The following is a 9,148-nucleotide window of genomic DNA, read 5'->3' as shown; positions in this document are numbered from 1 at the left end:
GTGACGTAGTCGTCGCCGCCGGAGGTCAGGCCGCGGAGCTTGTCCTCCGTCGCGTCGCGGGCGGTGAGGAAGACGATCGGCACGTGGCCGCGCTGTCCCCGGGCGCCTCGGGCGACGGCGGCACCGCGGCGGACACCCCCTCCGACGGCGCGGGCTCCGGCGGAGCCTCGGACGGCGGCGGCACGGGCACGCCGTCCGGTGGCGGGACGACCGACGGCGGCGGGGACGGCTCGACGGTGACGGCGGCCGTCCGCCTGCGCGTCACGGACCTGAGCGTCACCGACAGCGACTCCGGCACCCTGAAGGCCGGCAGCGAGGTCCGGGTCCGCCTGGCCGCGACCCGCGAGCGGGTCCGCACCAGCGCGGCGGGCGTCACCACCGTCCTCGACGGTGCGCGGTCGGTGGGCGCGGCGGCGAAGAGCGCCGCGCCGGCCGGCTCCGACGACGCGACGGCGGACGCGGGCTCGTCCTCGGGCGGCGGCTCGCCGTCCGACGACACGTCCTCCCCGGCCGGAGGAACGTCCTCGACCGGCGACACGTCCCCCAGCGACGACACCGCCACCGACGGCGGCACCTCCACGAGCGACGACCCGGCGTCCGGTGACGACACCACCCCGAGCACCACCCCGAGCGACGACGCGACCGGCTCCGACGACCCGAGCGCGTCGGGCGACGGCAGCGGCACGGCGACCGGCTCCCCGACCGACGACGCGACGCCCGAGGCCGCGCCGCTGCCCGGCCGGCTGGACGTGCGCATCCGCCTCGACGACGCCGCGGTCGCGGCCCTCGCGGCGACCGCGCAGGACTCGACCGGCCCGATGGCCCTGCGGGCGCTCGTCGACCTCGTGGCCCCCACGGCGACCGGGTCCGGGAAGGACGGCGGCCCCTACGAGGTCCGCGTCCGCCTGCAGCTCACGCCCGCCGAGCGGACGCGAGCGGTGGTCACCGACGCCGACCGCACGAAGGACGGGGTCAGCAACGTCGTCGCCGTGGTCACCCCGATCGGCACGAGCGACCAGGGCCGCGGGACCGCGACCTCGACCCCGCCGACGACGCCCGCCGACGGCACCGACGACGGCACGACCGCGGCGTCCGCCGCCCCGGTCGAGGTCCGCGTCCCGGTTCCGACCGGCGACGCCACGACCAGCCCGGACGACGGCGCGAGCGTCGGCGTGCCGATCCCGACCGACGCCGCGACGCCGCCCGCGGACGGCGGGCCGTCGACCGCCGACGCCGCGGTCGTCGTCCACGTGCCGGCAGCTGACGAGCCGATCGGCGGCACCCCCGAGGACCTCGCCACGCCCGCCCCGGCCGTGCCGCCGGCCGCCGCCGAGGGCACCGCGACCGACGAGCCGTCGACCGGCGACGACGGGACGGCGACCTCCGGCGACGACCCCGTGGGCGACCTCCTCGACGGCCTCGCCGCGGGCATCGGCGCCGTGGTCGACGGGTCCTGATCCGGACCCCGGGCGGGTGCTCCGAGCGCCCGCCGGCACCGCTCGCCCCGGCCGGCCCGCGCGCCCGGCCGAGCCGTCCCTAGATGGTTGATTCGACGGGGATCGTGGGTGTGGGGTGCGTTTCGGGCGGTGTCCTGGCGTCGCACGGTGCCGAGAGCCAGACTGGAAGTCTGACGGAGGTGCCGGGTGGCGTCAGGTGCCGTCCGGGACGTGCACCACGCCGCGAGATCGTGGAATCCATCATCTAGGATGTCGCGGGTGCCCGGAGCCCTGTGGATCGTCGGCCTCGGCCCCGGGGGAGCGGAGGCGCGTACGGGGCGCGCGACCGCCGCGGTCCAGGGGGCGGACGTCGTCGTCGGCTACGGCCCGTACGTCGACCAGTGCGCCGACCTCCTGACCGAGCGCCACCTCGTCGAGCGCAGCACGATGGGCCGCGAGGAGGACCGCGCCGAGCGCGCCGTCGCGCTGGCCCGGGAGGGCCGCCACGTCGCGCTCGTGTCGTCCGGCGACGCGGGGATCTTCGGCATGGCCGCCCTGGCGCTCCGCGCCGCCGCCGCCGTCCCCGAGGCCGAGCGGCCGCTGGTCGAGGTCGTCCCCGGCGTGACGGCCGGGACCGCCGCCGCCGCGGTGCTCGGCGCGCCGCTCGGCGACTTCGCGACCGTCTCCCTGTCCGACGTCCTCGTGCCCTGGGAGCAGGTCGAGGCCCGGCTGTCGGCGCTGGCGGCCACCGACCTGGCGCTCACGCTCTACAACCCGCGCTCGCGCACCCGTACCTGGCAGCTGGACCGGGTCCGGGAGCTGCTGCTCGAGCACCGGGACCCGGGGACCCCGGTCGCGCTGGCCACCGACGTCGGGCGCACCGACCAGGAGGTCGTCGTCTCGACGCTGGCGACGTTCGACGCCGAGGCCGTCGCGATGCGGACGGTCGTGCTGGTCGCCGGCCCGACGGCCGAGCGCGTGGGGCCCTGGCTGGTCACCGCCCGCGGGCGCTGAGGCCCCGGCGGCCGGATCCCCCGCCCGGACGGTCGGCACGCACGCCCGGTCGCGGCCGGGCCCGGTGGACGGACTCTGGCGCCGCTCGGTCCGGAGGCGGGCACGCACGTCCGGTCGCGGCCGGACCCGGTGGACGGCGTACCTCCGGCGTGGGGGCGGCGCCGCCGGGCCCGGCGCACCGTTCCGGCGGTCGTGCGTATCGTTCCGACGATGTCCTCCCCCCACCACCGCACATCGTTCGGGCGGGCCCTCGTCGCGGGCGCCTGCGTGACGGCCCTGGCCCTCGGCCCGGCCGCCGGCCTCGCGTCCGCCGACGACGATTCGCTCGCCAAGACGTTCACCGAGCGCGCGCAGCAGGTCAACAAGCGCGAGAAGGCCCTGTCCGCGTCGATCAAGGCGCTGCAGAAGACGCCGAGCCTCTCGCGGGCGAAGTCGGCGGCGAAGGACGCCGGCGCGATCTATCGCACGACGGACGCGCTGCGCACCGAGATCCGCGACGACGACGGCTCCAGCGATAAGGGCACCGAGGCCCGCGACGCCGTCCTGCCGAAGCTGACGGCGATGGCGGCGGCGGCGAAGAAGCTCGACACGCAGTTCACCACGGCGGTGAAGAAGAAGAAGGTCACCAAGTCGGTCGTCGCGAAGATCGTCGTCAGCAAGGCGGCGCTCGACAAGTCGATCCTGACCGTCATCACGGCCATCAGCGACGTGCTCGAGAACAACACGCCGGTCGACCCGGCCCCGGCGCCGGTCGACCCGACGACCTGATCGTCTGACGGGCCCGCGGCCGGGTGGGCGCGGGCCCGCGCCCGGGTGATCGCGGCCCACGCCGCCCGGGTCGCCGCCCGCCCGGTCGCCCGGTCCCCGGGCCGCTCGCCGCGCGACCAGCGCGCGCCGCTCAGAACGCCCGCGCGTACTGCGCGGGCACCGGCGCCTCGCGGCGCAGCGCCTTCGCGGCGTGCAGCGGCCAGTAGGGGTCGCGCAGCAGCTCGCGGGCGAGCAGGACGAGGTCGGCCTGCCCGGTGCGGACGATCGTGTCCGCCTGCTCCGGCGCCGTGATCAGGCCCACGGTGCCGGTGGCGACGTCCGCCCGCGCGCGGATCGCCGCGGCCAGCGGCGTCTGGTACCCGGCGCCGACGGGGATCGGCGCGACCGGCACGTTGCCGCCGGAGCTCACGTCGACGAGGTCGACGCCGTGCTCGCGCAGCAGCGTCGCGACCTGCACGCTGTCGTCGATCGTCAGGCCGCCGGCCGTCCAGTCGGTGGCCGACAGGCGGACGCCCAGCGGTCGGTCGGGGCCCCACGCCTCGCGCACCGCGTCGACGATCTCCAGCAGCAGGCGGGCCCGGTCGCGCAGGTCGCCGCCGTAGCCGTCGGTGCGGTCGTTGGAGAGCGGCGAGAGGAACTCGTGCACGAGGTACCCGTGGGCGGCGTGCAGCTCGATCCAGTCGAAGCCGGCGTCGATCGACCGCCGCGTGGCGGCCACGAAGTCGGCGACGACGCCCGCGATCCCGGCCTCGTCCAGCACGGACGGCCGCGGGTAGCCGTCGGCGAACGGGGCGGCGGTCGGCGAGACGACGGTCCAACCACCCTCGTCGGCCGCGACCTCCGCCGGCCGACCGGGCTGCTGGTCCCACGGCCGCAGGGTCGACGCCTTGCGCCCGGCGTGGGCGAGCTGGATCCCCGCGGCGGCGCCCTGCGCGTGGAGGAAGTCCGTGATCCGGCGCAGGGGCGCGACCTGCTCGTCGTTCCACAGCCCGAGGTCCTGCGGCGAGATCCGGCCCTCCGGGCTGACCGCGGCGGCCTCGGTGATCACGAGCCCGGCGCCGCCCACGGCGCGGGACCCCAGGTGCACGAGGTGCCAGTCGTTCGCCAGCCCGTCCTCGGCCGAGTACTCGCACATCGGCGAGACCGCGATCCGGTTGCGCAGCGTCAGTCCGCGGAGGGTCAGCGGGCTGAAGAGGTGCGGCGGGTCGGTGCGGTCGGCGGCGGGGGTGTCGGGCATCGGGGGCTCCGGGTCGAGGGGCGGGGGAGGGACGCTAGGGCAGCGCCCGGCCCGCCCCGGAGGGACGGGCCTCCCGGACGAAGGCTCGTCCGCCGTCGCCTGTCGTCGCCGGACGCGGGCGAGGCGGCGTCAGAACAGCGACAGCTGGTCCGCGTCGGCGTCCGCCGGCGCCGTCCCCCGCGTGCCGGCCCGCCGCGCGGCGACCTGGCGGGGCGGCTCGGCGGGGCCGCCCGAGAGCGCGCGGGAGCCGGGCGCGAACCGCGACGGACCGGCCGGCCGCTCGGTCCGGACGACGCGGGCGCCCCAGAGCTCGCCCTGCTGCACGAGGCCCGCGAGCCGCGCGGCCTCCTTGCGCGGCAGGTGCGGGCCGTCCTGGTAGAGCTCGGCGTAGAGGTCGACGAGGTCGGGCCGTGCGTCGGCCAGCCACTCGAGGAAGACGTCGCGGGTGGTGCCGCGCAGGTGCAGGCCGATGCCGCGCACGCCGATCGCGCCGGCCTCGGTGCACGCGGCCAGCAGGGCCTCGATCTGCGCGGGCGAGTCGTTGATCCCCGGCATGATCGGCGCGGCGAGCACCGCCGTCGGGATGCCGATGCGGTTGAGCTCCGCCACCGCCGCCAGCCGCGCGCGGGGGTGCGGCGTGTGCGGCTCGGTCGTCCGCCAGGCCTTCGTGTCGAGGCTCGGGACCGACAGCGCGGCCTCGAACCCGGCGGTGGCCTGGACCTCGAGCATCAGCGCCTGGTCGCGCAGCAGCAGGGGGCTCTTCGTCAGCACCGACCCGGGGACGCGGGCGTCGCGGATCGCCTCCCAGATCCCGGGCATCAGCCGGTACTTGGACTCGACCCACTGGTACGGATCGGTGTTCGTCCCCAGCGCGACGGTGTCGCCGTAGGCCGGTGTCCGCGCCCGCTTGGCGAGGTCCGCCCGCAGCCGCTCGGGCGCGTTGACCTTGACGACGATCTCGCGCTCGAAGTCGCGGCCCGGGTTGAAGCCGAGGTACTCGTGGGTGGGGCGGGCGAAGCAGTTGTGGCTGATCACGCCGGCGGCGACGAAGTCGCCGGTCCCGGTCGTGATGTCGACCAGGTCGCGGACGCCGAGCGGTTCGATCGCGATGACCCGGAGACCGTCCTCCCGGACCGCGACGCCGACCAGGTCCTGGTCGACACCCCCGGTCCGCGACCGATCACGAGCCGCACCCGAGCGCCGGTCCCCGGAGGCACCGACGGCGGCGAGCGGCCGGAGCGCCTCGCGCCGATAGGCGTCGTCGTGCTCGGGGCCTTCCGCCGCACCGCCGGGCCCCAGCAGCCTGGTGCCCACGGTGAGATGCGGGCGTCGCGCCGCGCCGTGCTGCGAGCCGGTGACGTGCTTCCACCCGCGGGACGTCAGGAACCGGTGGTCGCCGCTCGCGATCAACTCCGTCCCGTCGTCCAGGCGGACCGCGAACGCGGGCTTGCGCGTCGGCCAGCGGTCCTCGACCGTCGTGGTCACGTAGCGGCGGTCGTGGCCGTCGCGCTTCGTCCCGTAGATCGCGTCGCCGGGCTCGAGGTCGCCGATCGGCGTCGTCCGGCCGTCGGCCATGAGGACCGGTGTGGCCGGATCGAGGCAGTAGGTGCAGGCATGCGAGCACCCCCGGTACGGGTTGACCGTCCAGCCGAACGGCAGGTCCGTCTTCGTCGGGACCTTGTTGAGGACGGTCTTCGCCTCGATCTCGTAGAAGCGGGTGTCGAGGGCCTCCGGCGCGTTGAACCGGCGCACGATCGCCGGGTCGGTCATCCCCGGCAGGTTCGCGGTCTCGGCGTCCGGGTCTCTGGTCAGGTGGTCCCACCGCATGCGAACACATGTTCGCATGGATCGCGGACGCCGTGGGGTCGGCGGCCGGCGTCCCGGGTGGCGGGTCGCCCGCGCGGCGCCCCGGCGTCGCGGCCGCCGAGCGCGACGGGCCCGAGTCCCGATCAGGGCCCACCCCGTTGCGCTCGGGGCGCCTACGGCCTATACACCCGTGGATGCGCCGCGCGCTCCCCTCCCTCGCACGCCGCACGCGACCGTCCGCGGCGTCTTCACGTGCGCTTCATGCGACCCCCGGCAGGGTGCTGACCACACCCCGACCACGCCTCGCCGAGGAGCCCCGCATGTCCATCCGTCGCACCACCTCCGTCACGCTCGCCACCGCCCTCGCCGGGCTCGCGATCGGCGCGTCAGGCGCCCACGCCGCGGCGCCCACCGATCCCCAGGCCGCCGGCCAGCAGCCGCTCACGATCATGAAGGTGCCCCAGGCGCTCGACCTGGCGGGGAGGCCGCTCCAGGACGTCCCCGTCCTCGTCGCTGACACGGGCCTGAACCTGGCGCACCCCGACATCGCGCCGCGGCTCTACGCCCTGCCCGCGGCCGTGCCGGCCCCCGACGCCGACGGCGCCGGCAACCTCGGGAACGTCGCCGCGGGCGCCCCCGGCTGGGACCTCATCGGCTCGAACGTCCCGGGCACGATCACGCCCGACGCCGACCCGACCGACCCGGCGGGCGGCAGCGGCCACGGCACGCTCGTCGCGGGGCTGCTCGGCGCGGCCTGGAACAACGGCCAGGGCGGCGCCGGCGTCGCCCCGAACGCGCGCTTCATCGCGCTGCGCACCTGCTGGGACGGCGACCAGTGCTACCAGTACGTGCAAGCCGCGGCGATCGACTGGGCGGCGGACCGCGGCGCCCGCGTCGCGAGCTTCAGCTGGCTCTCCGGGCCGCTCGAGGACGGGCTGCGCGACGCGATCCGCACCCATCCCAACACGCTCTTCGTGACGATCCCGTCCGGCAACGGCGGCGCTTACGACGCCGACGGCGAGGACCCGCAACCCTGCGGTCTCGACGCGCCCAACGTCCTCTGCGTGTCGACCTCCGCCCCCGACGACGGGCTCGACTGCGGCGCCTACGGCCCGCGCAGCGTCGACGTCGCGGTGCCGACCCAGAACTCGGTGACGACCACGAAGGACGGCGGCTACGCCCCGACCGGCTGCGCCACGAGCTTCGCCGCCCCGACCGCCGCCGGCGTCGCCACGATCCTCTTCGGCATCGACCCGACCGCGTCGGCCGCCGACGTCCGCAGCGCGATCATCGACAGCGCTCGCAAGGTCCCCGCGTGGGACGGCAAGTCGACCAGCGGGGGCGTCGTCGACGCGGCCGCCGCCGTGACGCTCTTCCAGCAGCGGCGTGGCATCCCCGCCGGGACCGGCACGAACCCGGACCCGGTCCCCGCCCCGGGCACCGGCACCGGGACGAGCCCGAAGGACACGAAGAAGCCGGCGCTCGCGATCAAGCGCGTCCGCAGCTCCCGCGCCGCCGCCAAGCTCACCGTCCGCACGTCGGAGGCCGCCACCGTCCGCCTGACGATCGAGCGCCGGCTGATCGGCCGGAAGTCGTCCGGCAAGTGCCGCCCGAGGACGAAGGCCAACCGCACCAAGAAGTCCTGCGTGCGCTGGACCGCCCAGCGGACGCAGACGCTGAAGCTCGCCGCCGGGACGAAGGGCGTCGCCCCGTCGGCCGCCCGCGCCGTGACGGTGAAGATGACCGACGGCCGCGGCAAGCGCCTGAAGTCCGGCACGTACCGCATCGTCGGCAGGGCGACGGACCTGGCGGGCAACGTGTCGGCCTCGCACACGGTCGCGCTGAAGGCGTTCTGATGCGGCGCGCCGCGGCCCTCGCGCTCGCCGCCGGACTGCTCCTGACGGTCTCCGGCGCGTCCGCCGAGGCCGCCCCGCCCGACGCGATCCGCGTCGGCGGGCCGAGCACCCCGGCGGACGCGAAGGTCGCGATCGTCGGCTCGTCCGCGAAGCTCGCCGGCCGCCGCTTCACCGTCGTCGACGCGCGCGGCCGGGTCGTCCTGCGCGGCCGGCTGACGAAGGCCCCCGGCGCGCCCGCGCCGTGGCGCCGCGCCTCCGCCGCGGACCTCTCGCGACTGCGCACCCCGGGCGCCTACCGCGTGCGGACCGGGCGCCTGACCTCGCGGCCGTGGACGATCGCGTCACACGCCTCGACGGCCCCGATCACCACGATCCTGCGGTTCTTCGCCGCCAACGCCGACGGCCGCGAGGCCTCCCCGGCGCACGGGCCGGCGCACCTGAACGACGCGGTCGTCGCGAGCGGCCCGCACGCCGGGCAGCGGTTCGACCTGACCGGCGGCTGGATGGACGCCGGCGACACGCTGAAGTTCACCCAGACGACCGCGTACGCCGCCGCGGCGCTGCAGGCCGCCGCGCGCCTGGACCGGGCCGACGCGGGCCGGCTGCGGGCCACCGCCGACGTCGGCGTCCGCTGGCTCGTGAAGGCCCATCCGGCGCCGGAGCTCTTCGTCGCCCAGGTCGGCGACGCCCGCGACCACGACCTGGGCTTCCGCGACCCGGCGACCGACGACGCGTCCCCCGCGCCCGGCATCGGCGTGCGGCAGGGGTACCCCGACATGGGCGGTGACCTGGGCGGCAAGGCGGCGCTGGCCCTGGCCCTCGCGGCCGAGCGGGCGACCGGTCCCGCCCGGGAGGACCTCCTCCGGCAGGCCCGCGAGTGGTACGCGGCCGGGAAGGCGTCGGGCGTCGTCGCGCCGCGGCTGCCGGACCCGGGCGTCGCGCCGGCGTAGGCGATCACGTCCGTGTCCTCGAAGCAGCGACGGACCTGGTCGCTCGTGTCGAGGTCGGCGGAGATCGAGTCGATCCACTCC

General features: G+C 76.7%; 7 protein-coding genes. 5 read left to right on the top strand and 2 right to left on the bottom strand.

The window, feature by feature from the left end; translation table 11 throughout:
• Positions 1 to 83 precede the first annotated feature (83 nt).
• From AB0L40_RS24425 to AB0L40_RS24415, 3 genes are all read left to right on the top strand, one after another.
• Positions 84 to 1,457, top strand: coding sequence for a hypothetical protein (locus tag AB0L40_RS24425; RefSeq protein WP_364360839.1), 1,374 nt, complete (start codon positions 84 to 86; stop codon positions 1,455 to 1,457).
• A 258-nt stretch (positions 1,458 to 1,715) separates the two neighbouring features.
• Complete coding sequence (gene cobJ, locus AB0L40_RS24420; protein WP_364360837.1) at positions 1,716 to 2,450, top strand: precorrin-3B C(17)-methyltransferase; 735 nt, start codon at positions 1,716 to 1,718, stop codon at positions 2,448 to 2,450.
• Positions 2,451 to 2,660: 210 nt separating this feature from the next.
• A complete protein-coding gene (locus AB0L40_RS24415; protein ID WP_364360835.1) occupies positions 2,661 to 3,218 on the top strand; it encodes a hypothetical protein in 558 nt (185 codons plus the stop codon).
• Positions 3,219 to 3,348: 130 nt separating this feature from the next.
• Here AB0L40_RS24415 and AB0L40_RS24410 read toward each other — a convergent pair whose 3' ends face one another.
• Positions 3,349 to 4,455 (bottom strand): NADH:flavin oxidoreductase/NADH oxidase, encoded by a 1,107-nt coding sequence (locus tag AB0L40_RS24410; protein ID WP_364360832.1) that lies wholly within the window; start codon positions 4,453 to 4,455, stop codon positions 3,349 to 3,351.
• 129 nt (positions 4,456 to 4,584) lie between these two features.
• Entirely contained in the window at positions 4,585 to 6,282 is a 1,698-nt protein-coding gene (locus tag AB0L40_RS24405) for a radical SAM protein (RefSeq protein WP_364360830.1), read from the bottom strand.
• A gap of 299 nt (positions 6,283 to 6,581) precedes the next feature.
• Here AB0L40_RS24405 and AB0L40_RS24400 point away from each other — a divergent pair, with 299 nt between their 5' ends.
• Both AB0L40_RS24400 and AB0L40_RS24395 read left to right on the top strand, forming a co-directional pair.
• Complete coding sequence (locus tag AB0L40_RS24400; protein WP_364360828.1) at positions 6,582 to 8,117, top strand: S8 family serine peptidase; 1,536 nt, start codon at positions 6,582 to 6,584, stop codon at positions 8,115 to 8,117.
• Positions 8,117 to 9,067, top strand: a complete 951-nt coding sequence (locus AB0L40_RS24395) for a glycoside hydrolase family 9 protein (protein WP_364360826.1) — start codon at positions 8,117 to 8,119, stop codon at positions 9,065 to 9,067. Before AB0L40_RS24400 ends, AB0L40_RS24395 begins: the two co-directional genes overlap by 1 nt.
• The last annotated feature ends 81 nt before the right edge of the window (positions 9,068 to 9,148 follow it).

The organism is Patulibacter sp. NPDC049589 (assembly GCF_040675535.1).
Lineage (GTDB): Bacteria > Actinomycetota > Thermoleophilia > Solirubrobacterales > Solirubrobacteraceae > Patulibacter.
This window is presented reverse-complemented; position numbering and strand designations above follow the sequence as displayed.

What these genes read in the sequence shown, in the direction of transcription:
- AB0L40_RS24415 (WP_364360835.1), top strand. Translation starts at nt 2,661, where the DNA reads ATGTCCTCCCCCCACCACCGCACATCGTTCGGGCGGGCCCTCGTCGCG.
- AB0L40_RS24410 (WP_364360832.1), bottom strand. Translation starts at nt 4,455, where the DNA reads ATGCCCGACACCCCCGCCGCCGACCGCACCGACCCGCCGCACCTCTTC.
- AB0L40_RS24405 (WP_364360830.1), bottom strand. Translation starts at nt 6,282, where the DNA reads ATGCGGTGGGACCACCTGACCAGAGACCCGGACGCCGAGACCGCGAAC.
- AB0L40_RS24400 (WP_364360828.1), top strand. Translation starts at nt 6,582, where the DNA reads ATGTCCATCCGTCGCACCACCTCCGTCACGCTCGCCACCGCCCTCGCC.
- AB0L40_RS24395 (WP_364360826.1), top strand. Translation starts at nt 8,117, where the DNA reads ATGCGGCGCGCCGCGGCCCTCGCGCTCGCCGCCGGACTGCTCCTGACG.